We start from the raw sequence: 25298 nt of genomic DNA, 5'->3' as shown, positions 1-25298 counted from the left end.
CCACTGCTCCATCCGATCCACCAGCACCACCACTGCGGCCCGGCGTCTCGAGACGCCGGGCCGGAGTGCGTCCCGGGCAGGTCTGGGCGTAGGCTGCCCGAGCCGCACCCGACCGGGTCGGCACCACACACGCCCGAGCTGGGGAAAGCCGGTCTGAAGCCGGCGCTGACCCGCAACCGTGGGCACGGGAGCGATCCCGTGCGAGCCGGAACACCCGCCTCGACGCGTCTTATCACCATCGCTGTCGAGGAATGCAGCGAGGGCGAGCCGGTGCATGCCGCTTCCCTCGTTGTCGCAGCGAGGGAAGGAACCATGAAGCTCTCCGCGCCGAGGACCGCCCTGTCGGGCCTCGCTCTCACGGTCGCCGCCACAGCGTTGGCCCAACCCCTGCTCGCACCCGCGGCCCAGGCCGCGCCGGACGCACCGGCCACCGGCTCCGCACGCGCCGGCACCGGGTGGCTCGCCACCCAGCTCACCAACGGTGTCATCCACAACGACCAGTACGACTTCGACGACTACGGCCTGACCGTCGACATCGGCATCAGCATGGACGAGGTCGGCGGCGACCAGGCGCTGGTCCGCCAGATCCGCCAGGCGATGGCCTCGCGGGTGGACAGCTACGTCAGCGACGTCGACTACGGCTCGCCCGACAACCTCTACTCCGGCTCGCTCGCCAAGGTGCTCGTCTTCGCCCAGGTGTCGGGCGCCAACCCCAGGGCCTACGGCGGCTACGACCTGGTCGCACAGGTCGAGGACCGCGTCACCACGTCCGGACCCAGCCGCGGTCGGCTCGCCGACCGGCTCGGCGGGGCCGACTACGCCAACTCCTTCGGGCAGGCCTTCGCGGCCCGGGGCCTCGCGGTCGCCGGCTCGCCGCGCGCGGCGGACGTCACCGACTTCCTGCTGAAGCAGCAGTGCTCGGCCGGCTTCTTCCGGATCTTCTTCAACTCCGACCCCAGCGCCCCCGACCAGGGCTGCGCAGACGGCCGTGACGGCATCGACACCGACACCACGGCGCTGGTCGTCTCCCAGCTCGCGAAGATCCCGGCACGTTCGCAGCAGGTCGACACGGCGATCGCGAAGGCGGTCGACTGGCTGGCGTCGACGCAGCGTGCCGACGGCTCCTTCGTCGGCAGCGACTTCACCCCCGACCCCAACACCAACAGCACCGGTCTCGCCGCGACCGCGCTCGCGACGACCGGGAGGTGCGAGGAAGCAGGACGAGCCGCCGAGTGGGTCTCCTCCCTCCAGGTCGGTGCGGAGCCCGCAGGCTCCCCGCTGGCCGGGGAGGAGGGCGCCCTTCCCTACTCCGCGGACACCCTGGCGGCGGCTCGCACCTCAGGCATCACGGTGGAGACCCGCGACCAGTGGCGCCGGGCCACCGTCCAGGCCGTCGCCGGCCTGGCGAGCGTCCGAGGGTCTGCCTCGTCGCTCACCGTCACCTCCACCGGCAGCGCGCCCGGGGCCACCGCGACCCTCACCGCCACCGGCGGCGCCTTGGGTGACCGCTTCTGCCTCACCGGTCCCGGCATCGCCGGCAGCCGCACCGTCGTCGTCGGCGCCGACCGCGTCCTCGACGCCACCGTCACCCTGCCTGCCGTGGCCGGCCCCGCGACGTACACCCTCACGGGTCGCGACGGCGCGGCGACGCACACGGTGGACGTGCGACCGGCGGCGCAGCCGGCCCAGACGGCCCAGCCCCAGCCGGCCCAGCCCCAGCCGGCCCAGCCCGATGCCGCTCGCGGCTCCGTCGCCGGCGTCCGGCTCGTGGCTCCCGGAGGCTTCCGCGCGGCCGGCAGCAGGGTCGCCCTCGAGGTGCTGGGGGCGGTCCCCGGTGCCCGCTTCGTGCTCCGCGGGCCCGGCGTCGCGGACACCACCGTGGTGGCGGCCTCGGACGGCGCGCTGACCCGCATGGTCACCCTCCCGAAGGCCACGACCACCGCGGCCTACGTGCTCGTCGGCGCGGACGGCGAGGTGAGCGGCCGGACCCGCGTGCTCGGCAAGCGCACGCTCAAGGTCTCCGCGCTGGCCGCCGACGGCCCCCGCACGCGTGTGCTGGTGCGCCGCCTCGCCGACGGGGAGAAGGTGCGCCTGCTCGTGGGCGGTCGGACGATCGCCAAGGGCCGTGCCAACGCGAAGGGCCGCTTCATCGCCCGGGTGGCGCTGCCGGACGGCCGGGCCAAGGTCCGGGTCCGGGCCGTGGGCCAGTTCCCGGCACTGCGCTCCGGCTCGACGAGCGTGACGTCACGATGACGCCCCACGCCGTGCGCCGTGTGCTCATCGCGCTGCTGCTGGTGGCCGCCCCGGGGCTCGCCCTCGGGTCGGCCCCGGCGGCCAGCGCCGCCACGTGCGCGTCCTCGGGCGGCGTCAGCGTCGTCGTCGACTACCGCGAGCTCGGCGGCAGCGCCGTCACCGCGTGCGCGGCCGACGGCGGCGGCAAGAGCGCCGCGGCGATCTTCGCCTCGGTCGGGGTCGAGATCAGCTACGCGACCCGGCAACCCGGGTTCGTCTGCCGCGTCAACGGTGTCCCCACCAGCGACCCCTGCGTCAACACGTCCCCGGCCAACGCCTACTGGGGCCTGTGGTGGGCCGACGGGTCTAAGGCGTCGTGGACCTACTCGTCCTACGGCGTCGGCTCGCTCACCGTCCCGGCCGGCGGCTCGGTCGGCTGGGCGTGGCAGCAGGACCGCACGGCGAGCACGAGCGTGCCGCCCGGCGTCGCCCCGCCGGTGACGAAGACGACCACCACCTCGTCGCCGACGCCCACGCCGACGTCGTCCCCGTCGCAGACCACGTCCCCGACCGCGTCGCCCAGCTCGGGCGGCAGCGGATCGGGCAGCGGATCCGGGTCCGGCACCGGGTCCGACAGCGGGTCGGGCAGCGGGTCGGGCAGCGGGTCGGGCAGCGGGTCCGGCGGGGGCACCCAGCCCAGCAGCCCCTCGTCACCCTCGGGTGGCTCGGGTGGTTCGGGTGGTTCGGGTGGTTCGGGTGGCTCTGGTGGTTCGGGCTCCAGCCCGTCGGCCGGCCCGTCGTCGTCGCCCTCCGCGTCCGCGTCCGCGTCGGCGTCCGCCGAGCCCTCCGAGGCGCCAGTGGACGCTGAGTCTCCTGGAGACTCACGGCGCAGTGCCGGCCCCGGCGGGGCCGGTGCCGACCGGGACGGCGGGAGCGCCGGGAAGGGGCCCGGGAAGAAGTCCCGCAAGGGCTCCGACAGCAGTGAGTCGCCCAGCGACTCACCCTCGAGCGCCGGGGGCGACCCCTCCGGCACCGCCTCCGAGTCCGCTGCGGACTCGGAGCCGAGCGCCTCCTCCGAGGCGGCCGACCCGCAGGCGGAGAGTCCCGCCCGCGTGCCGGCCGCCCTCACCTGGGGCGTGCTCGGGCTGCTCGTGGTCGCCATCGCGGGCAGCGCGGTCCTGGCGCGTCGCAGACGGGGGGTCTGACGCGCCGTGACCGGACCGGCGGCCCTGCCGCGTGACCTGCACCCGCTCGCCTGGTGGTCCTGGGCGATCGGGCTGGCCACCGCGGCCTCGCTCACCACCAACCCGCTGCTGCTGCTCCTCTACATGGGGTCGGCGACGGTGGTGGTGATGGCACGTCGGTCCGGTCATCCCTTCGGCCGGTCGTTCCGGCTCTACGTCTACCTGGCCGCGTTCACCGTGGTCCTCCGGGTGGTGTTCCGGATCGTCTTCGGCGGCCAGGAGGTCGGGCACGTGCTGCTCGACCTGCCCGAGATCCCGCTGCCCGACTGGGCGGCCGGCATCCGGCTCCTCGGCCCGGTGACCAGCGAGGCCCTGCTGGCGGGTCTCTACGACGGGCTCCGGCTCGCCGCGATCATCCTCTGCGTCGGTGCGGCGAACTCGCTCGCCAACCCCAAGCGCCTGCTCGCCTCCGTGCCTCCGGCGCTCTACGAGATCGGCACCGCGCTCGTGGTGGCGGTGACGATCTTCCCGCAGCTCGCCGAGAGCGCCCGGCGCGTCCGCGCCGCCCAGGCCCTGCGCGGCGGCGCGACGACCGGCGTCGCGCGGCTCCGGCGGTTCCTGGTGCCCGTCCTCGAGGACGCGCTCGAACGGTCCCTCGCCCTGGCCGCCGGCATGGACACCCGCGGCTACGGTCGCTCCGGCGGCGCGACCCTCCGGGAGCGGTGGGTGACCGGCTCGCTGCTGCTCCTCGCCCTCACCGGGATCTGCGTCGGGACGTACGCCTGGCTCGACCCGACGGCTCCGCAGGTGCTCGCGCTGCCGATGCTCGGCGTGGGCGTCTCGGTGGCGGTCCTCGGGCTCGTCAGCGCCGGGCGACGGGTGCAGCGCACCCGCTACCGGCCCGACGCGTGGCGCGGCGCCGAGCTGTTCACGGTCGGCGTGGGCGTCGCGGTCGCCGTGCTGGGCTGGTACGTCGCCCACACCCAGCTCGTCGTCGCCTACCCGGGCGTGGACGTCGTCCCGTTCCTGTCCCCGCTCGCCCTCGCGTGCGGCGTGCTCGGCACGCTCCCCGCGATCGCCACGCCGGTGCCCGCCAGCGCCCCCGTCCGGCAGGAGGTGACCGCATGAGCGGCCACGCCGTCATCGAGCTGCGCGACATCGGCTTCCGCTACGACCGGGACCAGGTGCTGCGCGGGGTGGACCTCGCCCTCGAGGAGGGCGAGCTCGTGCTCGTCTCGGGGCGAACGGGTGTCGGCAAGTCCACGCTGCTGGGGGTCGTCACCGGCCTCGTCCCGCGCTTCACCGGTGGGGTCCTCACTGGTGACGTCCTGCTCGACGGGCGGAGCATCGTCCACCAGCCACCGCGTGAGCGCGCCCACCTCGTCGGCTACGTCGGGCAGGACCCGCTCGCCGGTTTCGTCGCCGACACGGTCGAGGAGGAGCTGGCCTACGGCATGGAGCAGCTCGGCACCGCGCCGGAGACCATGCGGCGCCGGGTGGAGGAGACCCTCGACCTGCTCGGCATCGCCGACCTCCGCGCGCGTGACCTGCGCACCCTCTCCGGCGGCCAGCAGCAGCGGGTCGCGATCGGGGCGGTGCTCACCACCCACCCGCGCGTGCTCGTCCTGGACGAGCCCACGTCGGCCCTCGACCCGACGGCGGCCGAGGACGTGCTCGCGACGATCACGCGGCTGGTCCACGACCTCGGCCTGACGGTGCTCCTCGCCGAGCACCGGCTCGAGCGGGTGGTGCCGTTCGCCGACCGGATCTGCCTGGTGACCGGCGACGGGGACATCCGGGTCGACGACCCGCACACGATCCTCCTCGACTCGCCGGTGGCCCCGCCGCTCGTCGAGCTCGGCCGCCTCGCCGACTGGGCCCCGCTGCCCCTGACCGTGCGCGACGCGCGCCGGCGGGCCCGTTCGCTGCCCGACCTCGTCGAGCCCGAGCCGACGCCGCCTCCCACGGCCGAGCCGCTGCTCGTCGCCCGCAAGGTGACGGTGGTGCACGGGTCGCACGTCGCCGTGCGCGAGGTCGACCTCACCCTGTCGGCGGGACGCGTCACCGTGCTCATGGGCCGCAACGGCTCGGGCAAGTCCAGCCTCATCTGGTCGCTCCAGGGCTCCGGGAAGCGTCGCTCGGGGACGGTCCACGTCGCCGGCGACGACCCGGCCGACCTCGCGCCGGCCCGACGGCGTACGCGCGTGGGCCTGGTGCCGCAGACGGCCGCCGACCTGCTCTACCTGGAGACCGTCGCCGAGGAGTGCGCGGCCGCCGACACCGGCGCCGAGGCGGAGCCCGGCACCTGCCGCGGCCTGCTCGACCGGCTCGCCCCCGGCATCGACGAGACCATGCACCCGCGCGACCTGTCCGAGGGCCAGCGACTCGCCCTGGCGCTGTCGATCGTGCTCGCCGCCCGGCCGCCGGTGGTGCTCCTCGACGAGCCCACCCGCGGTCTCGACTACGCCGGCAAGGCGGAGCTGGCGCGCATCGTCGCCGACCTCGCCGCCGACCACCACGCCGTGCTCCTGGCCACGCACGACGTCGAGTTCGCCGCCCACGTCGCCGACGAGGTCGTCGTGATGGCCGAGGGCGAGGTCGTGTCCAGCGGGGCGCCGCGCCGCGTGCTCGCGGAGTCGCCGTCCTTCGCCCCGCAGGTCACCAAGGTCCTCGGGCCGCCGTGGCTGGTCGTCGAGGAGGTCGCCGCGGCGATGCGCGCACGCGTCGAGGAGCGACGCGCATGAGCATCCTCGAACGCACCCGGAGCGCCCGCACCCGGACGCCGGCACCGCCGGTCGCCCTCCCGATCGGCCCGCGCACGGCCGCGGTGCTGGTCCTCGCCTCCCTCGCGGGCCTGATGATGCTGTGCTGGCCGCTCCTGCTCGCGGCGCAGCCCGGTGAGCGGGTCGAGCCGCCCTTCATCTTCCTCGCGCTGCTCCCGCTCGTCATGGTGGTCGTGCTCGCCGAGATGGGCGAGGGCGGCATGGACTCGCGCGTGCTGGCCGTGCTCGGCGTCCTGTCCGCGATCAACGCGGTGATGCGCGGGCTCGGCGCCGGGACGGCGGGCATCGAGATGGTGTTCTTCCTGCTGGTCCTGGGCGGGCGGGTCTTCGGCGCCGGGTTCGGCTTCGCGCTGGGCTGCACGTCGCTGTTCGCCTCGGCGCTGCTCACCGCGGGCGTGGGGCCGTGGCTGCCGTTCCAGATGATCTGCGCGGCCTGGGTCGGCATGGGTGCGGGCCTGCTGCCCCGCCGGGTCGGCGGCCGCGCCGAGATCGCGATGCTCGTCGCCTACGCGGTCGTCGCCTCCTACCTCTACGGGCTGCTGATGAACCTCAGCTTCTGGCCCTTCACGCTCGGCATCGTGGTGCCGGGCCACGAGGGCTCGCTGGCCTACGTGGCCGGAGCGCCGGTGCTGGAGAACGCGCACCGCTTCCTCATCTACACGCTCCTGACCTCGACCGGCGGCTGGGACACCGGGCGGGCGATCACCACCGGCGTCGCCATCGTGGTGCTCGGGCCGGCGATCCTCACCACGCTCCGCCGAGCGGCGCGCCGGGCCGTCGTACGTCCGGGCTGATCCGTCAGGGCCGGACGCGGAGGATGCGGTCGTCGGCGGGCACCGGCTCGCCACGCCCGTCGCGGTTGGACGTCGTCAGCCAGAGCAGCCCGTCGGGCGCGGTGGCGACGGTGCGCAGCCGCCCGTACTCCTCGGTGAAGAACGCCTTGGGCCTCGACGCCGTGCCGTCGGCGGACACCGCGATGCGCCACAGCCGCTGACCGCGCAGCCCGGCCATCCACAGGTGCCCGTCGGCGAAGGCCAGCCCGCTCGGGGAGGCCTGGTCGACGGGCCAGACCAGCTGGGGGTCGACGTACGACGCGTCCCCGCCGGCGCCCTCGACCCGCGGCCAGCCGTAGTTGCCGCCCTTCTCGACCAGGTTGAGCTCGTCCCACTCGGAGTCGCCGAACTCCGAGGCCCACAGGCGTCCCTCGTCGTCCCAGGCCAGGCCCTGCACGTTGCGGTGGCCGAGCGACCAGACGGGGGAGTCGGGGTCGGGGTTGCCGGGTGCGGGCCGACCGTCGGTCGTGATGCGGAGGATCTTGCCGGCCAGGCTCTGCGGGTCCTGGGCCAGCTCGGGGTCACCGGTCTCGCCGGTCGTGACGTAGAGGTGGCCGTCCGGACCGAAGGCGATCCGCCCGCCGTCGTGGATGAAGCCCGCCGGGATGCCGTCGAGGACGACCGTCGTGCGACCCAGCCGCGTGCCGTCGAGCTCGGCGCGGACCACCCGGTTGTCGGTGCCGGTGGTCAGGTAGAGGTAGAGGGTCCGGTCGGTGTCGAAGGCGGGGGAGACGGCGACGCCGAGGAGGCCCGCCTCGCCCTGCGGGACCGCGCCGGAGACGGTTCCCAACGGGGTCACCCGGCCGTCGTCGCCGACGCGGACGACGCGTCCGGAGATGCGCTCGGTGACCACGGCTGCGCCGTCGGGGAGGAAGTCCACGCCCCACGGCACCTCGAGGCCCTCGACGAGGGTGTCGGCCACCTCGGGCGGTCCGCCGCGTCCGGGGGAGCCGGGCTCCGTCTCGGAATCCGTCTCCGGATCTTCCTCACCGTCGCTGGGCGTCGGCTGGCTCGGCAGGTCGGTGGGCTGGGTGACCCGGGGGATCGGCTCGGCGTCGGGGCTCGAGCAGCCCGAGGCCGCTCCCAGCGAGAGGACCAGCGTGCCGAGGGCCAGTCGCGATCTCATGTGGCCAGTGTGCCGGGTGCCGCCGAACGCTCCTCGCCGCGCGGACCGCGCGGACCGGGCGGCCCGCCGGTGCTCGCCCCGGAGCGCGTCGCGCCGATCGAGGCGGCCACGACGCAGGCGATGGCGAGCCACTGCAGCGGGGACAGGTGCTCCTGGAGCACGACGATGGCGGCGAGCGCGGCGGCGGCCGGTTCGAGGCTCATCAGGATCCCGAAGACCGCAGGACGCAGGCTGCGCAGCGCGACGAGCTCACAGCTGTAGGGGATGACCGAGCTGAGCAGCCCCACCAGCGCGCCGATCAGCAGCACCCGGCCGTCCCACAGCGACGTACCCGCCGACAGCAGCGCCGGCAGCGTCATCCCGGCCGCGGCCACGATGCTCGCCACCGCCAGCCCGTCGAAACCGGCCCACCGCCGGCCGGTGCTCGCGCTGAGCAGGATGTAGGCCGCCCAGGCCGCGCCGGCGAGGAGGGCGTAGGCGACACCGACCAGGTCGAGCCCCGTGCGCTGGAAGCCGAGGAGGGCGACCCCGATGCCCGCCAGCAGCACCCACAGGAGGTCGCGGACGCGCCGGGAGCCGATGACTGCCAGGGTGAGCGGGCCGATGAACTCGATCGTCACCGCGATGCCGAGCGGGATGCGGGAGAAGGACTGGTAGATCGCCCAGTTCATCGTGGCGAGGCTGGCGCCGAAGGCGAGCACGACGAGCCAGTCGCGTCGCGTGCGGCCGCTGAACCGCGGCCGCGCGATCACCGCGAGCACGAGCGCACTGGTCACCAGCCGCAGCCACACCATCGCGGTGGGGGAGATCTCGCCGAACAGGCCCTTCGCGATCGCGGCGCCGAGCTGGACCGACAGGATCCCGACGAGGACGAGGCCGACGGGGCCGAGCAGGGTCTGGCTCGGTCGCTGGGTCACCGGGCAAGCCTATTCAGCCCGGTTCGCCGTCCTCGAGGCTGTCCAGTGCCCGGCGGGCGTGACGCCCCTCGGCGGCGAAATAGTCGAGCCCCCAGTCGGCGACCAGCGAGGGGAACCGGAAGGGTTCTCCCGGCCGGTCCGCGCCGCGGAGCGCCTCGCGGACCTCGGCGAGGTCGGTGCGGGCGCGCTCGAGCTCGTCGAGGTAGTCGAGCAGCATCCGCCGGGTCTGCTCGGGCTCGCTCGCGTGGCCGATCAGCAGCCGCAGCAGCACGGTGTGCTTGAGGACGGGGAAGCCCGCCGGCGTCTGGTCCATCCAGTCCCGGAGCGCCTGCTGCCCGGCGTCGGTGATGGCGTACGTCGTCACCTCGCGGCCGCCGTCCGGGCGGGCGTCTGCCCGGACGAGTCCGAGGCCGGTGAGGCGCCGCAGCTCGGTGTAGATCTGGCTCATGGCCGGCGAGACCCAGTAGAAGCGCAGCGTGACGTCGGCGCGCTGCTTGACCTCGTACCCCGTCAGCTCGTCGCCGAACGTGAGGAGGCCGAGGATCGCGTAGCCCGTCACCGGGACGTCTTGACTCATGGCCCTCCGAGAGTAGTGTTCCTAATCGGAATAGTCATGCTCCCTCGGCGCCCAAGGAGGCACTGATGTCGCGCACGCTGCTCATGGTCGGCACCCGCAAGGGCATGTGGCTCGGGACGTCCGACGAGCATCGTTCGTCGTGGGACTGGACGGGGCCGCACTTCCCGATGGAGGAGGTCTACTCCGTCATGGTCGACACCCGCGGCACTACGCCGCGGCTGCTCGCCGGTGCCTCGTCGAGCTGGCTCGGGCCTCAGGTGTGGCGCTCTGACGACCTCGGTGCCTCCTGGGACGAGACCCCCAACGGCGCGGCCCGCTTCCCCGAGGACACGGGCGCCACGCTCGCCCGGGTGTGGCAGCTGCAGCCGGGCCCGGCGCCCGACGGGGGCGACGGCGTGGTCTGGGCGGGCACCGAGCCCGGCGCGATCTTCCGCTCGGAGGACCGGGGCGAGACGTTCTCGCTCGTCCGTGGCCTCTGGGACCACCCGCACCGCCCGGAGTGGAACGAGGGCTTCGGCGGGCAGGCCTTCCACACGATCCTGCCGCACCCCTCCGATCCCTCGCGCGTGCTCGCTGCGCTGTCGACGGGCGGTGTCTACGTCACCGACGACGGTGGCGCGTCGTGGAGGGCGTCCAACACCGGAGTGAAGGCGGAGTTCTTCCCAGGTGAGCGCAACTACCCGGAGTTCGGGCAGTGCGTGCACAAGGTGGCGCGCGACGCTGTCGACCCCGAGCGGCTCTACCTGCAGAACCACGGCGGCGTCTACCGCTCCGACGACGGCGGTGCGACGTGGCAGGACATCGCCCCGGGCCTGCCGACGGAGTTCGGCTTCGCCATGGTCGCGCACCCCCATCGCGCGGACACGGCCTACAACTTTCCCATCACCGGGGCCGAGGCCCGCTGGCCCGTCGACGGCAGGGCGCGGGTCTACCGCACCACCGACGCCGGCTCGTCCTGGCAGCCCCTGGGTGACGGGATCCTCCCCGACGGCTACTTCACCGCCGTCATGCGCGACGCGATGTGCGCCGACGACCACGACCAGCCCGGTCTCTACTTCGGCGGCCGCAACGGCGGCGTCTGGGCCTCCCCCGACGAGGGCGAGTCCTGGCGCGAGATCCACAAGGACCTCCCGGACGTCCTCGTCGTCCGCGCCGCGCGGCTCGGTTGACACGCCCCGACGGAGGACCAGCGTCTTGCCATGACCGACTTCTCGCTCTCGCGCCACATCCGCATCGAGGCGCCCGCAGACCGCGTCCACGCCCTGCTCGACGACTTCCGCGAGTGGCAGAAGTGGTCGCCGTGGGAGGGCGTCGATCCCAACCTCCGACGCGACTACTCCGGTCCCGACCACGGCGTCGGGTCGACGTACCACTGGGCCGGCAACAAGAAGGCCGGCGAAGGGGAGATGACGATCACCGGGTCCACGCCGACCTCGGTCGTCGTCGACCTGGTCTTCCTCAAGCCGTTCAAGGCCACCAACGTCACGCGCTTCGACCTCGTCCCGACCGGCGACGCGACCGACGTCACCGATGTCACCTGGACGATGACCGGCACCCGCAGCGCCGCCATGTCGGTGGCGGGACGGCTCTTCTTCGACAGGGCGATCGGCAAGGACTTCGACCGCGGCCTCGCCGCCCTCAAACGCGAGTCCGAGCGCGCGTCCTGACGCCACCCGTGCGTGAACCGCGAGTCACTCACGGACTTCGATCCCGTCGCGACCCCGGCCCCGCACTCCCGACGCCACGAGCCGGTTCTTGCCGGTGAGTCGCTCAGGGACTCACCGGCAACAGCGCGGTCGGGGCGGTGCGGGGGCGGCACGGGCCGACCCAAGCGGGCCGCGAGGTGTCCACAGGGCGACGAACCCGCGGTTCTGACGGGCGTCTGTGGACGAGGGCGGTCCGGTGTCGGTGTCGGGGCCTGGACTGGAGGTACGAGGCGCTCGACCGCGGGTGCCGGACTGACGGGGGGTTGACCCGATGGGCGACATGGGCGGATCTGATGGAGCTGACGGAACGGACGGGACGGAGGGGCCGGACGGGGTGAAGGACGGCGGCGAGCTGCTCGAGGAGGGGGAGATCGACCGGTCGACCTGGGACTCGATGGCGAACTGGACGCAGGCCGAGCGGGACTACTGGTTCATGGGGCCGTTCGACGGCGGGCTCCCAGGCATGATCCGGCGCATCAGGAGGATCCTGGACGTCTCGCAGCGGGGTCTCGCGGCGCTTCTGAAGGTGTCCCAGTCGGTGGTGGCGCGGTGGGAGACCGGTCGCACGAGCCCCCGAGCGTGCGTGGTGGAGCAGCTGCTGCGGATGGCCCGGCTGCGGGCGACGGTCCACGACGAGCAGGGCGAGGTGGTGGGTCCGATGCGTGCCGACGGTGCCCGGACCCACGCCGGCAGCCGCTATCCCGCTCACGTGGACCTGCGGGCGAGGGGGTGGTGGGTGCCGCGCCGGTTGCGGTCGATGACCTCGGTCGAGGCGTTCGCCTGTCGCGACCGGTCGAGGCTGGTCGGTGACCCGGCCATCCACTACAACGCCTCGCCCTTCTGGAAGGCGGTCGAGCGGGAGCTGCACGGCATCCCGGACGACCATCCCGCGGTGCACCAGCTCGCCGCCGAGGTGCGGTACCTGGACGAGCGCCGCGAGGAGCGATGCCGCCCGCGAGCCGCGTGAGCCGCGTGAGCCGCCACAGGATCGAGGTGAGACAGGACGCGGAGACGCCAGGCGCGCCCACTAACCTGCAGGCATGACCCACGCAGCCGACGGACCCGACATCAAGCCTCGCAGCCGCGACGTCACCGACGGGCTCGAGAAGGCTGCGGCCCGGGGCATGCTCCGGGCGGTCGGGATGGGTGACGACGACTGGGAGAAGCCGCAGATCGGCGTGGCGTCGAGCTGGAACGAGATCACCCCCTGCAACCTCTCGCTCGACCGGCTCGCCAAGGCCGTGAAGAACGGCGTGCACGCGGCCGGAGGGTTCCCGCTCGAGTTCGGGACGATCTCCGTCTCCGACGGCATCTCCATGGGCCACGAGGGCATGCACTTCTCGCTCGTCAGCCGCGAGGTCATCGCCGACTCCGTCGAGACCGTGATGATGGCCGAGCGCCTCGACGGCTCGGTGCTGCTCGCCGGGTGCGACAAGTCCCTGCCCGGGATGCTCATGGCCGCGGCCCGGCTCGACCTGGCCAGCGTCTTCCTCTACGCCGGCACGATCATGCCGGGGCAGGTCGACGGCAAGGACGTGACCATCATCGACGCCTTCGAGGCCGTCGGTGCCTGCCTGGCCGGCAAGATCAGCCGCGAGAAGGTCGACGAGATCGAGCGCGCGATCTGCCCGGGCGAGGGCGCCTGCGGCGGGGCGTACACCGCCAACACGATGGCCAGCGTCGCCGAGGCGCTCGGCATGTCCCTGCCCGGCAGCTCGAGCCCGCCGGCGGTGGACCGCCGTCGCGACGGCTTCGCGCACAAGTCCGGCGAGGCCGTCGTCGGGATGCTGCGCCAGGGCATCACCGCCCGCCAGATCATGACCCGCCCGGCCTTCGAGAACGCGATCGCGATGGCGATGGCGCTCGGCGGCTCGACCAACGCCGTGCTCCACTTGCTGGCCATCGCCCGCGAGGCCGAGGTCGACCTGACGCTCGACGACTTCACCCGCATCGGCCGCACCGTCCCGCACCTGGCCGACATGAAGCCGTTCGGCCGCTTCGTGTGGACCGACTTCGACCGCGTCGGCGGCATCCCGGTCCTGCTGCGGGCGCTGCTGGACGCCGGCCACCTGCACGGCGACGTGCTCACCTGCACGGGCAAGACCATGGCCGAGAACCTCGCCGACCTCGACCCCAAGCCGCTCGACGGCGAGATCCTGCGCCAGCTCGACCGGCCGATCCACGCCACCGGCGGGCTGACCATCCTCAAGGGCACGCTGGCCCCCGAGGGCGCGGTCGTGAAGAGCGCCGGCTTCGACGACTCCACCTTCACCGGCACCGCCCGGGTCTTCGACGGCGAGCGCAAGGCGCTCGACGCGCTGGCCGAGGGCGCCATCACCGCCGGCGACGTCGTCGTCATCCGCTACGAGGGACCCAAGGGCGGTCCGGGGATGCGCGAGATGCTCGCCATCACCGGCGCGATCAAGGGCGCCGGCCTGGGCAAGGACGTCCTGCTCATCACCGACGGCCGCTTCTCGGGCGGCACGACCGGCCTCTGCGTCGGCCACATCGCCCCCGAGGCGAGCGACGGCGGACCCATCGCGTTCCTCCGTGACGGCGACCAGATCACGCTCGACGTGGCCAACATGACGCTCGACGTGCACGTCGACGAGGCCGAGCTCGCCGCCCGCGCCGAGGGGTGGGAGCCGCTCCCGCCGAAGTACACCCGCGGCGTGCTCGGCAAGTACCGCAAGGTCGTCCAGAGCGCCGCCCACGGCGCGGTCTGCTACTGACGCCCGGCCCGCCGGACGGACCGGGGCGGCGATAGGTTGCCGTGGTGACGACCGCAGCAGAGCTCGACGCCGCCGACCCGCTCGCCCGCTTCCGGGACCGCTTCGTCGGGGCCGACACCGACCTCGTCTACTTCGACGGCAACTCCCTGGGGCGCCCCGTGGCGGCGACGGCGGGCCGGCTCGCCGCGTTCGTCGAGCAGGACTGGGGCGGGCGCCTGATCCGTGGCTGGGACGAGCAGTGGATGGGCCTGCCGACGACGCTCGGCGACGACCTGGCCCGGATCTGCCTCGGCGCCGCCGCCGGGCAGACGGCGGTCGGCGACTCCACCACGGTGTGGCTCTACAAGCTGATGCGCGCCGCCGTGGACCACGCCGTGCGCACCGACGCGGCCCGCACGGAGATCGTCATCGACACCGACAACTTCCCGACCGACCGCTACGTCGCCGAGGGCATCGCCGCCGAGCGCGGCCTCACCCTGCGCTGGATCGACGTCGACACCTCCGCGGGCGTCACCGCCGACCAGCTCCGCGAGGCCGTCGGCGAGCGCACCGCCCTGGTCGTCCTCAACCACGTCGCCTACCGCTCGGCCTGGCTCGCCGACGCCCCCGAGCTCACCCGGATCTGCCACGACGCCGGTGCGCTCGTGCTGTGGGACCTGTGCCACTCGGCGGGGGCGGTCCCGGTCGCCCTCGACGAGTGGGACGCGGACCTGGCCGTCGGCTGCACCTACAAGTACCTCAACGGCGGGCCCGGGTCGCCGGCCTTCGGCTACGTCAACGCGCGCCTGCACGGAGAGCTCACCCAGCCGATCCAGGGCTGGATGGGCCACGCCGACCCGTTCCTGATGGGACCGGGCTACGCCCCGGCTCCCGGCATCCGGAGGTTCATCTCGGGCACCCCGCCGATCCTCGGCATGGTCGCGATGCGCGACATGCTCGACCTGGTCGAGGAGGCCGGCATCGAGGCGATCCGCGCCAAGTCCGTCGCCCTGACGTCCTACGCCGTCGAGCTCGCCGACGCGACGCTGCCCGAGGTCACGCTCGCCTCTCCGCGCGACCCCGCGCTGCGTGGCGGGCACGTCACGCTGCACCACGAGCGGATGCGCGAGGTCACCGCGATGCTGTGGGAGCGCGACGTGATCCCCGACTACCGCGACCCAGGCGGCCTGCGCATCGGCCTGTCCCCGCTGTCCACCTCCTTCGACGAGGTCGAGCGCGGCGTCGCCGCGGTGGCGGAGGCGCTGCGATGACCGGGCCGGTGGGGGTGCGGCTCTCGGCGACCCGGACCCGGGCGACCAACGACCACGGCCAGCCGCTGGGGCGACCCGTCGAGTGGACGGGGGCGATTGCACCGACCAAGGACGTGGTGCTCGAGGGCAGGGGGGTCCGCCTCGAGCCGATCGGGCCGCAGCACGTCGACGACCTGTTCACCGCGCTGTGCCGTGAGGCGGACGACCCGCTGTGGACCTACTTCGTGTGGGAGCGGCCGCGGACCCGCGAGGAGCTGGCGGCGATCGTCGACGACATGGTCGAGGCGCCGGCCGTGGTGTCCTTCGCGATCGTGGCACGGGAGACCGACGCGGCGGTCGGCTTCTGCTCGCTGATGCGCATCGACCCGGCGATGGGCTCGATCGAGGTCGGCGGGATCATCTACGGCCGCCAGCTGCAGCGCAGCCGCGCCGCGACCGAGGCGATGGCGCTGCTGATGCGGCACGCCTTCGACGACCTCGGCTACCGGCGCTACGAGTGGAAGTGCGACAGCCTCAACGGCCCGTCGCGGCGTGCCGCGATCCGGCTCGGCTTCATCTGGGAGGGCCGCTTCCGCAACGCGCTCGTCTACAAGGGCCGCAACCGCGACACCGACTGGTTCTCGATCACCGACCTCGAGTGGCCGCGCGTGCGCGCGGCGCTCGATGCGTGGCTCGACGACGGCAACTTCGACGACGCGGGGCGCCAACGCACCCGCCTGGCCGCCCGACCGCCGGCGCCCGACCAGCAGGAATCCCAGCAGGAGGCATGAGATGGACCAGCGCGTCAGCTTCATCACCCTCGTCGTGACCGACCTCGACGCCACCCGCCGTTTCTACGTCGACGGCCTGGGCTGGGAGCCAGCGCTCGACGTGCCGGGGGAGGTGCTGATGTTCCCGGTCGCGGAGAAGGTCGTGCTGAGCCTGTGGACCGAGAGCGGCTTCGTCGCCGAGGTCGGCCAGGCGCCGGCGCGCGGCGGCGTACCGCCGGTCACGCTGTCGCACAACCTCGCCACCCCGCAGGGCGTCGACACCGTCCTCGAGCAGGCCCGCGCCGCCGGCGCGTCGCAGGTCGGCGAGGCGAGCGAGCGGGACTGGGGCGGCTACTCGGGCTACTTCGCCGATCCCGACGGCTTCCGCTGGGAAGTGGCCTACAACCCCGGCGAGATCGGGCAGTCTGTGCTCCCGTGAGCGCCGTCATCACCGGGAGCACCGGACACGCCGTCCCCGGCTGGGACGACTACTTCCTCGGCATCGCCGACGCCGTCGCGGCCCGTGCCAAGTGCACGCGACGTCGGGTGGGCGCCGTCCTCACGATCGACCACCGCATCATCGCCACCGGCTACAACGGTGCCGCGCCCGGCGAGGACGACTGCCTCGCAGGTGCGTGCCCGCGAGGCAAGCTGGGGTACGACGACGTGCCGGGGCTGGGCGACTACGACCGGCCCGGCACGCCCGGCTTCTGCATCGCAATCCACGCCGAGGTCAACGCGCTGCTCTTCGCCACGCGCGACACCAAGGGCGCTACCGCCTACATCACCGACCCGCCGTGCCCGGGCTGCCGCAAGGCGCTCGCCGCGGCCGGCGTCGTACGCGCGGTCTGGCCCGGTGGCGAGCACGACCGCGAGGGCCTCACGACCTGGGGCTGACCCACACCAGCTCGCCCGACTCCCACATCGCCAGCGCCACCGGCACCAGGCTCGCCGTCGCCTCGGACGGCGCGAGCCCGGCGAGCTCGTCGGTGTGCTCGGCCCCGTAGGCCTGCCCGGCGGCGTTGTTGTGCTCGTCGGCGCGGGAGTCGCGGCGGTTGGGCGACCCGGCCTCCTGGGCCATGGCGATCGAGCGGGCCGCGTCGAGCCCGAAGCGCGCCGTCAGCGCGGCCTGCCACATGAAGTGCCGCATCGCGTTGCTGCGTCCCGGGACGCCGCGGCCGTGCTGGGCGGCCGCGGCAAGCGCGGCTCGCGAGATCCGCAGCACCTCGAAGGCGCCGGACGGTCCGAGGCCCGCCTGCAGCGCCGCGGTGTAGAGCCGCGGCACCCCCGTGCCTGCGTGGATGGCCTGCTGCACGGCGTCACCGAAACCCATGGACACACAGTGACAGACTCGGACCATGGCTCGACCACTCCGCTTCCCGGCCCCGCTCCGCCCCGGCGACCGCATCGCGGTGACCGCGCCGTCCGCCGGCGTCGGGGGCCCCTCGGCGGCGCGGATCGACTTCTGCCTGGACTGGCTGCGCGGTCGCGGCTACGACGTCGTGGTGGGGGAGTGCCTCTACGGCGACGGCCTCACCTCGGCACCCGCGGAGCAGCGCGCCGCCGAGCTGACCCGCATGCTGGCCGACCCCGACATCCACTGCGTGGTGCCGCCTTGGGGCGGCGAGACCGCCATCGACATGGTCGACCTGCTCGACTGGGACGCGCTCGCCGACGCCGAGCCGACCTGGCTGGTGGGCTACTCCGACCTCTCGACGCTCCTCGTGCCGATCACCACCCGCCTCGGCTGGGCGACGGTCCACGGCGACAACCTCGCTGACACGCCCTACGGCGTCCCGGACGGGCTGCTGCACTGGCTCGACCTGGTCGGCGGGCCGGGTCCGTTCGTGCAGCGCGACTCCGGCCTGGTGGCCGAGTGGGTCCGGTTCGAGGAGGACCCGCAGGCCACCGAGTGGAAGCACGTGCGCGAGGGCCGCTGGGAGGTCCAGGGCGGCGGCAGCCTGGACGTGACCGGCCGGCTGGTGGGCGGGTGCACCGAGACGATCGTCAACCTCGCCGGCACGCCGTACGGCGACGTGCGCGCGTGGGCCGAGGCGCTGGACGAGCCCACCATCGTCTACGTCGAGGCGTGCGAGGAGCACGCCGTCAGCATCGACCGCTACCTGCACTCCCTGCGACTCGCCGGGTGGTTCGACCGGGCGGCTGCCGTGCTCGTCGGTCGGACCAACGCCCCCGACCACGCCGACCTCACCCAGCGCGAGGCCGTGCTCGACGCCCTCGGCCGGCTCGACCTGCCGATCGTGTGGGACCTGGAGATCGGCCACGTGCCGCCGCACCTGCCGCTCGTCAACGGGGCGCTGGCCCGGGTCGTCGTCGACGGCGACACCCGGGAGATCACCCAGACCCTGGCCTGATCCCGCGCGATCCGACCCGGCCGGGCCCCGCCGGGGGTGGTCGCCGTCGGTCGACGGTGGCAGGGTCGGGTCCATGAGCGACGCGACCACCGACCCGAAGGCACGCCTGAGCCACGACCAGATCCTCGAGGCCGGGCTCGACGACTGGCGCAAGGTGCTCGACCGGCTGAAGGCCCGTTTCCGCACCGGCGACTTCGCGACCGGCGTCGCCCTGGTGGACCGGATCGGGGCCGCGGCCGACGAGGCAGACCATCATCCCGACGTCTCGCTCACCTATCCCGAGGTCATCGTCACGCTGTCGAGCCACGACGTCGGCGGCATCACCAGCCGCGACGTCGAGCTCGCCCGCCGGATCAGCGGCTTCGCGGCCGAGCTGGGAGCCGCCGCCGACACCTCCGGGCTGACCGACCTCGAGCCCGCGCTCGACACCGCCGCCGGTGAGCGGCTCGGCGGCTTCTACGCCGCCCTCCTCGGCGCCGAGGCCGGGCCCGGCGGCATCGTCGACGCGAGCGGGCAGGTGCCGGGCGTCTGGTTCCAGTCGCCCGACGAGGGCGGCGGCGCGGCGCTGCCTCCGCAGGATCCCGAGCAGCGCTGGCACCTCGACGTGTGGGTGCCCCACGACGAGGGGGAGCGCCGCCTCGAGGCCGTGCTCGCGGCCGGAGGCCGGTTGGTCAGCGACGCCGAGGCGCCGTCGTACTGGGTGGTGGAGGACGCCGACGGCAACCGCTCGTGCATCTGCACCCCGCTCGACCGGGGCTGACGGCGCCTGCCGAGCCACATTCCGAGACTCGCGTTCCAGATACTGGGACGCCTGTCACACTTGCTTGACGCCGGACCACCCCGGCGACGACGGTTGTCGCATGCGCACCGAGATTCTTGTACGCACGCGACGCGTGAGCTGAGGCCGGCCGGCCAACGCACGCGCGTCACCCCTCGTCGCCCACCGGGCCGAGGGGTTTTTTCATGGGCTCATCAGTGGACACCGCAGACGCAGGAGAGAAGGACATGACGGAGCAGGGCGCACAGGGAAGCGGGTCGGTCACGGGCGCACAGAGCCTGGTGACGTCCCTCGAGGCGGCCGGTGTCACCGACATCTTCGGCATCCCCGGCGGCGCGATCCTCCCCGCCTACGACCCCCTGATGGACTCGACCCGGATCCGGCACATCCTGGTCCGCCACGAGCAGGGCGCCGGCCACGCCGCCCAGGGCTACGCCGCCGCGACCGGCCGGGTGGGCGTCTGCATGGCGACCTCGGGCCCGGGCGCGACCAACCTGGTCACGCCGCTCGCCGACGCCCACATGGACTCGGTGCCGATGGTGGCCGTGACCGGCCAGGTCGCGGCGTCGATGATCGGCACCGACGCCTTCCAGGAGGCCGACATCCGCGGCATCACGATGCCGATCACCAAGCACAACTTCCTGGTCACCGACCCGGCCGACATCCCGCACACCATCGCCGAGGCCTTCCACATCGCCTCGACCGGGCGACCCGGCCCGGTGCTGGTCGACGTGGCCAAGTCGGCCCTCCAGGCGCAGACCACCTTCGCCTGGCCCGACGAGCTGAACCTGCCGGGCTACCGGCCCGTGACCACGCCGCACGCCAAGCAGATCAAGGAGGCCGTGCGCCTGATCCGCGAGGCCCGGCGGCCGGTGCTCTACGTCGGCGGTGGCGTCATCCGCTCCGGCGCGCACCGCGAGCTCGCCCAGCTGGCGGCGCTGACCGGGATCCCCGTCGTCACCACGCTCATGGCGCGCGGCGCCTTCCCCGACAGCAACCCCCAGCACCTCGGCATGCCGGGCATGCACGGCACCGTCGCCGCGGTCGCCGGCCTGCAGAAGAGCGACCTGATCATCAGCCTCGGCGCGCGCTTCGACGACCGCGTCACCGGCAACCTCGACTCCTTCGCACCGGGCGCGCTGGTGATCCACGCCGACATCGACCCGGCCGAGATCGGCAAGAACCGCCACGCCGACGTGCCGATCGTCGGTGACTGCAAGGAGGTCATCGCCCAGCTCGTCGCGCTGCTGCAGGCAGAGGGCGCCGACGGCGACTACGAGGGGTGGATCACCTTCCTGGCCGGGGTCAAGAAGCGCTACGCGCTGGGCTACGACGCCCCGACCGACGGCTCCCTCGCCCCGCAGTACGTCCTCGAGCGGCTCAGCCACATCGCCGGGCACGACTCGATCTACGTCGCCGGCGTCGGCCAGCACCAGATGTGGGCGGCCCAGTTCGTCGAGTACGAGAAGCCCAACACCTGGATCAACTCCGGCGGCCTCGGCACGATGGGCTTCTCCGTGCCCGCCGCCATGGGCGCCAAGGTCGGGATGCCCGACACCACGGTGTGGGCCATCGACGGTGACGGCTGCTTCCAGATGACCAACCAGGAGCTCGCGACCTGCGCGATCAACGACATCCCCATCAAGGTCGCGATCATCAACAACGAGTCGCTCGGCATGGTCCGGCAGTGGCAGACGCTCTTCTACAACGAGCGCTACTCCAACACCGACCTGCACTCCAAGCGCATCCCCGACTTCGTCAAGCTCGCCGACGCCTACGGCTGCGTGGGCCTGGCCTGCGAGTCGCCCGACGCCGTCGACGCCACGATCGAGAAGGCGATGGCGATCGACGACCAGCCGGTCGTGGTCGACTTCCGCGTCCACCGTGACGCGATGGTGTGGCCCATGGTCGCCGCGGGCACCAGCAACGACGAGATCAAGTACGCACGCGACCTGGCGCCGCAGTACGAGGACGTCCAGGACGACTGGGAGGTCCGGGCATGAGCAACAAGCACACGCTGAGCGTGCTGGTGGAGAACAAGCCGGGCGTCCTCGCCCGCATCGCCAGCCTCTTCTCCCGCCGCGGCTTCAACATCGACAGCCTGGCGGTGGGTCCCACCGAGCACCCCGAGGTGTCGCGGATGACCATCGTGGTCAACGTCGACGAGTCGCCGCTCGAGCAGGTCACCAAGCAGCTCAACAAGCTCGTCGAGGTGATCAAGATCGTCGAGCTCGACGGCCAGGCCTCGGTCAACCGGGAGCTGCTCCTGGTCAAGGTGCGCGCCGACGCCACCACCCGTGGCGCGGTGCTCGACGCCGTCCAGCTCTTCCGGGCCAAGGTCGTCGACGTCGCCCCCGACGCGGTGACGGTGCAGGCCGTCGGCAACGCCGACAAGCTCGCCGACCTGCTGCGCGTCCTCGAGCCCTTCGGGATCCGCGAGCTGGTGCAGTCGGGCATGGTCGCCATCGGGCGCGGCTCGCGCTCGATCAGCGAGCGCACGCACCGCCCCGTCGCCGTACCCGCCCCCGTGTCCGCCATCGCCACCTGATCCAGATCTCGATACGCCGCTCGTTCCTCGCGGCTACTCGATCACCGAGAGATACACCCAACATGAAGGAGAGCCCCCAGTGGCTGAGATGTTCTACGACGACGACGCCGACCTGAGCCTGATCCAGGGCAAGAACGTCGCGGTGATCGGCTACGGCAGCCAGGGCCACGCCCACGCGCTGTCGCTGCGCGACTCCGGCGTCGACGTCCGGATCGGGCTGCAGCCCGGCTCGAAGAGCCGGGACAAGGCCGAGGCCGAGGGCCTGCGCGTGCTCACCCCGCGCGAGGCGGCCGAGGAGTCCGACCTGATCGTGATCCTCGCCCCCGACCAGCACCAGCGCAAGCTCTACGCCGAGGAGATCGAGCCGGCGCTGACGCCCGGCGACACGCTCGTCTTCGGCCACGGCTTCAACATCCGCTTCGGCTACATCACCCCGCCCGAGGGCGTCGACGTCTTCATGGTCGCTCCCAAGGGCCCCGGCCACCTCGTGCGTCGCGAGTACGTCGACGGCCGCGGCGTGCCCGTGCTCGTCGCCGTCGAGAAGGACGAGTCCGGCAAGGCCTGGGACCTCGCCCTGTCCTACGCCAAGGCGATCGGCGGCCTGCGCGCCGGTGGCATCAAGACGACCTTCACCGAGGAGACCGAGACCGACCTGTTCGGCGAGCAGGCCGTGCTCTGCGGCGGCGCCTCGCAGCTGGTGATGTACGGCTTCGAGGTGCTGACCGAGGCCGGCTACCAGCCCGAGGTGGCCTACTTCGAGTGCCTCCACGAGCTCAAGCTCATCGTCGACCTGATGTACGAGGGCGGCATCGCCAAGCAGCGCTGGTCGGTGTCCGACACCGCCGAGTTCGGCGACTACGTCTCCGGCCCGCGGGTGATCACGCCCGAGGTGAAGAAGAACATGGAGGACGTGCTCGCCGACATCAAGAGCGGTGCGTTCGCCGACCGCTTCATCACCGACATGGACAACGGCTCCCCGGAGTTCACCGAGTTCCGCAGGAAGGCCGAGAGCCACCCGATCGAGCAGACCGGCCGCGAGCTCCGCAAGCTCATGGCCTGGGTGAAGTCCCACGACTCCGACTACGTCGAGGGCACCTCGGCCCGCTGAGCCAGCCCGCACCCGCGTCCGACGGCGCGCCGGCACACCACCTGGTCGCCGGCGCGCCGTCGGCGTCTCCCGGCTGCTCGCCCCGCCCGAGCAGGCGGGCGGTGCTGGCTCCCGGGCGACGGGTGCGCGACGATGCGGTCATGAGCAACACGACCACGCCCGCGTCGGGGCTGGAGCAGACCCGTCGTCTCGGCGTCGAGACGACCGGCATCGAGATCATCGAGGAGTCCGCGCGGACCGCGCGGCCCCGCGACCTGTTCTGGCCGTGGTTCGCCGCCAACGTGTCGGTGTTCGGCATCAGCTACGGCTCGTTCGTGCTGGGCTTCGGCATCTCCTTCGTCCAGGCGCTGGCCGTCACGGTGGTCGGCATCGTCGTGTCGTTCGCGCTGTGCGGCATCATCGCCATCGCCGGCAAGCGCGGCTCGGCGCCCACGATGGTGCTGAGCCGGGCGGCGTTCGGCGTCAACGGGCAGAAGGTGCCGGGCGTCGTCTCATGGCTGGTCTCCATCGGCTGGGAGACCTTCCTCGCGATCCTCGCCGTGCTCGCGACGGCCACGATCTTCGACCAGCTCGGCTGGTCGGGCGGCACCACGACGCAGGTGGTCGCCACCGTCGTCGTCGCGCTGCTCATCGTCTCGGCCAGCGTCGCCGGCTACCACGTGATCATGCGGATGCAGTCGGTGCTGACCTGGATCACCGGCATCGCCACCATCGTCTACGTCGCGCTCACCGTCGACGAGATCGACTGGTCCGCGGTGAGCGACATCCCGAACGGCAGCGTGCAGCAGATGGTCGGCGCGCTCGTCATGGTGATGACCGGCTTCGGGCTCGGCTGGATCAACATCGCCGCCGACTGGTCGCGCTACCAGCACCGCGACGCCCCGGGCGCCGCCATCGTCGGCTGGAACACCTTCGGCGGGGCGATCGCCCCCGTCCTGCTGGTCGTCTTCGGGCTCCTCCTCGCCGGCTCGTCCAGCGACCTGTCCGCCGGCATCGTCGCCGACCCGATCGGCACCCTCGGCACGCTGCTGCCCACCTGGTTCCTCGTGCCGTTCCTGCTCGCCGCGATCCTCGCGCTCGTCAGCGGCGCGGTGCTCGGCATCTACTCCTCCGGCCTGACCCTGCTGTCCCTGGGCGTGCGCATCCCGCGGCCGGCCGCGGCGTTCGTCGACGGCCTCATCCTCACCCTCGGCACGATCTGGGTGGTCTTCTTCGCCGAGGACTTCCTGGGCCCGTTCCAGAGCTTCCTCATCACCCTCGGCGTCCCGCTGGCCGCGTGGGCGGGGATCATGATCGCCGACATCGCGCTGCGCAGGCGCGACTACGACGAGGACGCGCTGTTCGACCCGTCCGGTCGCTACGGGTCGGTCGACGTCACCTCGATCGCCACGATGGTCGGCGCCTCCGTCGTCGGCTGGGGCCTCGTCGTCAACAACTTCGCCGCCGACGCCACCTGGAACAACTGGCAGGGCTTCCTGATCGAGCCGCTGGGGCTCGGCACCTACGTCGACGACCCGGCCGGCCCGTACTGGGAGGGACCGTGGGCGTACGCCAACCTCGGCGTGCTGCTCGCGCTCGTCCTGGGCTTCGGCGTGACCTACGTCGCCCGCCGGGCGACGGTGCGCCGCCAGGAGTCCTGAGCCGGGAACACCCGGATCGGCGGCCGCGTTGGGCCGGGCGTGAAGATCGAGATCTGGTCCGACGTCGTCTGCCCGTGGTGCTACATCGGCAAGCGCCGCATCGAGAACGCCCTCGCCGACTTCGAGCACGCCGACGAGGTGGAGGTGCACTGGCGCTCCTACCAGCTCGACCCCGGCGCGCCGACCGAGCCGACGGAGAGCACCACGACGATGCTGGCGCGCAAGTACGGCCAGTCGCCCGAGGGCGCCCAGCAGATGCAGGACCGGGTCGAGGCGGTCGCGGCCGAGGAGGGGCTGGTCTACCGGCTCTCCCAGACGCTGCACCTCAACACCGTCGACGCGCACCGCCTGATCCACCTCGCCCACGAGCAGGGTGGCCACGAGCTGCAGGGCCGGGTGAAGGAGGCGCTGCTCGAGGCCTACTTCACCGAGGCGCGCAACGTCGCCGACCCGGCCGTGCTGCGCGAGGTCGCCGTGGCCGCTGGACTCGACGCGACGCGGGTCGAGGAGGTCCTCGCCTCCCGCGAGTTCGAGGACGACGTGCACGCCGACGTCGCGCAGGCCCAGGCCTACGGCGCCAACGGTGTGCCGTTCTTCGTCGTGGACCAGAAGTACGGCGTCTCCGGCGCGCAGCCGACGGAGGTCTTCACGCAGGTGCTCGAGCGGGCGTGGGCGGAGTCGCGCCCGGCGATCGAGGTGCTCGCGACCGGCAGCGCGGACGGGCAGGAGTGCGGCCCGGACGGCTGCGCCATCTGACGCG

At 73.0% G+C, this 25298-nt stretch carries 24 protein-coding genes and 1 riboswitch; of the genes, 20 read left to right on the top strand and 4 right to left on the bottom strand.

Annotated elements, in window-relative coordinates:
* Positions 1–97 precede the first annotated feature (97 nt).
* Positions 98–236, top strand: a riboswitch (cobalamin riboswitch).
* A gap of 76 nt (positions 237–312) precedes the next feature.
* The 5 genes from NCI01_RS11935 to NCI01_RS11915 are packed head-to-tail and all read left to right on the top strand — an operon-like array spanning position 313 to position 6993.
* The gene (locus tag NCI01_RS11935) at positions 313–2253 is read left to right on the top strand and encodes a prenyltransferase/squalene oxidase repeat-containing protein (RefSeq protein WP_254181713.1); all 1941 of its coding nucleotides are present in this window, start codon (positions 313–315) and stop codon (positions 2251–2253) included.
* Positions 2250–3437, top strand: a complete 1188-nt coding sequence (locus NCI01_RS11930; RefSeq protein ID WP_254181712.1) for a hypothetical protein — start codon at positions 2250–2252, stop codon at positions 3435–3437. Before NCI01_RS11935 ends, NCI01_RS11930 begins: the two co-directional genes overlap by 4 nt.
* Before the next feature lie 6 nt (positions 3438–3443).
* Positions 3444–4544 (top strand): energy-coupling factor transporter transmembrane component T, encoded by a 1101-nt coding sequence (locus NCI01_RS11925; RefSeq protein ID WP_254181711.1) that lies wholly within the window; start codon positions 3444–3446, stop codon positions 4542–4544.
* Positions 4541–6160 (top strand): ABC transporter ATP-binding protein, encoded by a 1620-nt coding sequence (locus NCI01_RS11920; RefSeq protein WP_254181710.1) that lies wholly within the window; start codon positions 4541–4543, stop codon positions 6158–6160. Before NCI01_RS11925 ends, NCI01_RS11920 begins: the two co-directional genes overlap by 4 nt.
* A complete protein-coding gene (locus NCI01_RS11915) occupies positions 6157–6993 on the top strand; it encodes an ECF transporter S component (protein ID WP_254181709.1) in 837 nt (278 codons plus the stop codon). Before NCI01_RS11920 ends, NCI01_RS11915 begins: the two co-directional genes overlap by 4 nt.
* A gap of 4 nt (positions 6994–6997) precedes the next feature.
* Here NCI01_RS11915 and NCI01_RS11910 read toward each other — a convergent pair whose 3' ends face one another.
* The 3 genes from NCI01_RS11910 to NCI01_RS11900 are packed head-to-tail and all read right to left on the bottom strand — an operon-like array spanning position 6998 to position 9652.
* Complete coding sequence (locus tag NCI01_RS11910; protein ID WP_254181708.1) at positions 6998–8158, bottom strand: PQQ-dependent sugar dehydrogenase; 1161 nt, start codon at positions 8156–8158, stop codon at positions 6998–7000.
* Positions 8155–9075: an EamA family transporter gene (locus NCI01_RS11905; protein WP_254181707.1), complete on the bottom strand. Its 921-nt coding sequence runs from the start codon at positions 9073–9075 to the stop codon at positions 8155–8157. The genes NCI01_RS11910 and NCI01_RS11905 overlap by 4 nt, the downstream gene beginning before the upstream one ends.
* Positions 9076–9088: 13 nt before the next feature.
* Positions 9089–9652 (bottom strand): PadR family transcriptional regulator, encoded by a 564-nt coding sequence (locus NCI01_RS11900; protein ID WP_254181706.1) that lies wholly within the window; start codon positions 9650–9652, stop codon positions 9089–9091.
* Positions 9653–9717: 65 nt separating this feature from the next.
* Between NCI01_RS11900 and NCI01_RS11895 the strand changes: the two genes are divergently transcribed.
* The 8 genes from NCI01_RS11895 (at position 9718) to NCI01_RS11860 (ending at position 16986) form a co-directional block, all read left to right on the top strand.
* Positions 9718–10821 (top strand): WD40/YVTN/BNR-like repeat-containing protein, encoded by a 1104-nt coding sequence (locus tag NCI01_RS11895; RefSeq protein ID WP_254181705.1) that lies wholly within the window; start codon positions 9718–9720, stop codon positions 10819–10821.
* Between the two features lie 30 nt (positions 10822–10851).
* Positions 10852–11319: an SRPBCC family protein gene (locus tag NCI01_RS11890; protein WP_254181704.1), complete on the top strand. Its 468-nt coding sequence runs from the start codon at positions 10852–10854 to the stop codon at positions 11317–11319.
* A 373-nt stretch (positions 11320–11692) separates the two neighbouring features.
* Positions 11693–12325 carry a helix-turn-helix domain-containing protein gene (locus NCI01_RS11885; RefSeq protein ID WP_254181703.1) on the top strand — a complete coding sequence of 211 codons (633 nt, stop codon included), beginning with the start codon at positions 11693–11695 and terminating at the stop codon, positions 12323–12325.
* 73 nt (positions 12326–12398) lie between these two features.
* Complete coding sequence (gene ilvD, locus NCI01_RS11880) at positions 12399–14090, top strand: dihydroxy-acid dehydratase (protein WP_254181702.1); 1692 nt, start codon at positions 12399–12401, stop codon at positions 14088–14090.
* Positions 14091–14134: 44 nt separating this feature from the next.
* Positions 14135–15340, top strand: coding sequence for a kynureninase (locus NCI01_RS11875; protein WP_254181701.1), 1206 nt, complete (start codon positions 14135–14137; stop codon positions 15338–15340).
* The gene (locus NCI01_RS11870) at positions 15337–16110 is read left to right on the top strand and encodes a GNAT family N-acetyltransferase (RefSeq protein ID WP_254181700.1); all 774 of its coding nucleotides are present in this window, start codon (positions 15337–15339) and stop codon (positions 16108–16110) included. Before NCI01_RS11875 ends, NCI01_RS11870 begins: the two co-directional genes overlap by 4 nt.
* Position 16111: 1 nt before the next feature.
* Complete coding sequence (locus tag NCI01_RS11865) at positions 16112–16528, top strand: VOC family protein (RefSeq protein WP_254181699.1); 417 nt, start codon at positions 16112–16114, stop codon at positions 16526–16528.
* 8 nt (positions 16529–16536) lie between these two features.
* A complete protein-coding gene (locus NCI01_RS11860) occupies positions 16537–16986 on the top strand; it encodes a deoxycytidylate deaminase (protein ID WP_254182095.1) in 450 nt (149 codons plus the stop codon).
* Here NCI01_RS11860 and NCI01_RS11855 read toward each other — a convergent pair.
* Positions 16970–17422, bottom strand: coding sequence for a DUF6973 domain-containing protein (locus NCI01_RS11855; RefSeq protein ID WP_254181698.1), 453 nt, complete (start codon positions 17420–17422; stop codon positions 16970–16972). The genes NCI01_RS11860 and NCI01_RS11855 overlap by 17 nt on opposite strands.
* A 25-nt stretch (positions 17423–17447) precedes the next feature.
* Here NCI01_RS11855 and NCI01_RS11850 point away from each other — a divergent pair, with 25 nt between their 5' ends.
* From NCI01_RS11850 to NCI01_RS11820, 7 genes are all read left to right on the top strand, one after another.
* Positions 17448–18464 carry a S66 family peptidase gene (locus tag NCI01_RS11850; protein ID WP_254181697.1) on the top strand — a complete coding sequence of 339 codons (1017 nt, stop codon included), beginning with the start codon at positions 17448–17450 and terminating at the stop codon, positions 18462–18464.
* A 73-nt stretch (positions 18465–18537) separates the two neighbouring features.
* Positions 18538–19224: a 4a-hydroxytetrahydrobiopterin dehydratase gene (locus NCI01_RS11845; protein ID WP_254181696.1), complete on the top strand. Its 687-nt coding sequence runs from the start codon at positions 18538–18540 to the stop codon at positions 19222–19224.
* A gap of 245 nt (positions 19225–19469) precedes the next feature.
* Entirely contained in the window at positions 19470–21245 is a 1776-nt protein-coding gene (locus NCI01_RS11840; RefSeq protein ID WP_254181695.1) for an acetolactate synthase large subunit, read from the top strand.
* The gene (ilvN, locus tag NCI01_RS11835; protein ID WP_254181694.1) at positions 21242–21790 is read left to right on the top strand and encodes an acetolactate synthase small subunit; all 549 of its coding nucleotides are present in this window, start codon (positions 21242–21244) and stop codon (positions 21788–21790) included. Before NCI01_RS11840 ends, ilvN begins: the two co-directional genes overlap by 4 nt.
* A gap of 79 nt (positions 21791–21869) precedes the next feature.
* Positions 21870–22898, top strand: coding sequence for a ketol-acid reductoisomerase (ilvC, locus tag NCI01_RS11830; protein WP_308213215.1), 1029 nt, complete (start codon positions 21870–21872; stop codon positions 22896–22898).
* Between the two features lie 140 nt (positions 22899–23038).
* Positions 23039–24538: a purine-cytosine permease family protein gene (locus tag NCI01_RS11825; protein ID WP_254181693.1), complete on the top strand. Its 1500-nt coding sequence runs from the start codon at positions 23039–23041 to the stop codon at positions 24536–24538.
* A gap of 39 nt (positions 24539–24577) precedes the next feature.
* Positions 24578–25294, top strand: coding sequence for a DsbA family oxidoreductase (locus NCI01_RS11820; protein ID WP_254181692.1), 717 nt, complete (start codon positions 24578–24580; stop codon positions 25292–25294).
* Positions 25295–25298: the final 4 nt, after the last annotated feature.

Source organism: Nocardioides pinisoli (assembly GCF_024199985.1).
GTDB lineage: Bacteria > Actinomycetota > Actinomycetes > Propionibacteriales > Nocardioidaceae > Nocardioides > Nocardioides pinisoli.
This window is presented reverse-complemented; position numbering and strand designations above follow the sequence as displayed.